Below are 1561 nucleotides of genomic sequence, written 5' to 3'. Positions count from 1 at the left end.
AGCGCGGCGCGCTCGGCGTCGTCGAGCTCGCCCACCGGGCCCGGCGCGGCTGAGCCGCGCCCGGCGGGCGCGACCCCCTCGCGGACCCGCGGCACGCCGAGCAGCACGCCCACCACGCAGTCCGAGCAGGCCGGGCCGCGGGCGGCGCAGCCGTCGCAGTCGACGATCATCGGTGACCCCTCCCTCAGGCAGCGGCCGAGGAGCTCCCCGACCGGCGCGCCGGACGCTAGGGGCGCCCTCCGACAACGCCCCGACGACGGCCTCCCGGACGACGCCCCGAGCTGCCCGAGGGGGGCCCTGCCGGAGGCGCTCCCGTCAGCGCTCGCGCCGGCGCTGTCGGGGGGCGCCCCTACCGTCCGCCCCATGCCCGCCGCACCACCCGTCGCACCGGCCGCCGCACCGCTGGGCCCCCCCGCGCCGCGCCCCGTGCGCTCCCCCGTGCAGACGTCGCTGGACGACCTCGGCACCCCGCTGCACGACGTCACCTTCGTCGTCGTCGACCTCGAGACGACCGGGGGCTCGGCGCGCACGTGCGCCATCACGGAGATCGGCGCGGTCAAGGTCCGCGGCGGCGAGGTCCTCGGCGAGCTGTCCACGCTCGTCGACCCGGGCGGCCCCGTGCCGCCGCTCATCACCGTCCTCACGGGCATCACCGACGCCATGGTCGCCGCGGCCCCACCGGTGGACCAGGTGCTCGCCGCCTTCTGGGAGTTCGTGGGCGACGCCGTCCTCGTCGCCCACAACGCCCCCTTCGACACGGGCTTCCTCCGGGCGGCCGGGGCCCGTTCGGGCCGGCCGTGGCCCGGCAACGAGGTCGTCTGCACGGTGAGCCTCTCGAGGGCCGTCCTGGGGCGCGACGAGGTGCGCGACCACAAGCTCGGCACGCTCGCGGCGCACCTCGGCTCCGCCACCACGCCCACCCACCGGGCGCTGGACGACGCCCGCGCCACGGTCGACGTCCTCCACGCCCTCCTCGGACGGCTCGGCGGCGTGGGCGTGCGCACCCTGGAGGACCTGCGCGACCAGCTGCGCGCGGGCGCCCGCCTGCAGCCGGCCCGCCGCTCGCGGCGCCACCTCGCGGAGGGGCTCCCCTCGGCGCCCGGGGTGTACCTCTTCCTCGACGGCCTCGGCGAGGTCCTCTACGTCGGCACCTCGCGCGACATCCGGCGCCGCGTGCGCTCCTACTTCACCGCCGGCGAGACGCGCGCCCGCATGGACCAGATGGTGGCCCGCGCCGCCCGCGTCGTCCCCGTCGTCTGCCCCACGCCGCTCGAGGCGGCGGTCCGCGAGCTGCGCCTCATCGCCGAGCACCGACCGGCCTACAACCGGCGGTCCACGCGGCCCGAGCGCGGCCGGTGGCTCAAGCTCACCGACGAGGCCTTCCCCCGGCTCTCGGTGGTGCGCCGGGTCGCCGACGACGGCGCCGCCTACCTCGGCCCCGTGAGCAGCGCCCGCGCCGCCGAGCTCGCCGTCGAGGCGCTGCACGAGGCGCACCCGCTGCGCCGCTGCACCGCCCGCCTGCCCGCACGCCCGGCCCCCGGGGCCAGCGCCTGCGCGCTCG

General features: G+C 78.9%; 1 protein-coding gene. It reads left to right on the top strand.

The genetic code is table 11. The annotated features are described in order from the left end of the window. Positions 1 to 363: 363 nt before the first annotated feature. Positions 364 to 1561 (top strand): DEDD exonuclease domain-containing protein (locus HLB09_RS16895; protein WP_171204454.1); only part of this gene is annotated, 1198 nt, incomplete at its 3' end.

This window comes from Pseudokineococcus marinus, assembly GCF_013004605.1.
In the GTDB taxonomy this organism is placed as follows: Bacteria; Actinomycetota; Actinomycetes; order Actinomycetales; family Quadrisphaeraceae; genus Pseudokineococcus; species Pseudokineococcus marinus.
The sequence above is the reverse complement of the archived record's forward strand: the minus strand, read 5'-3'. Positions and strand labels throughout refer to the sequence as shown.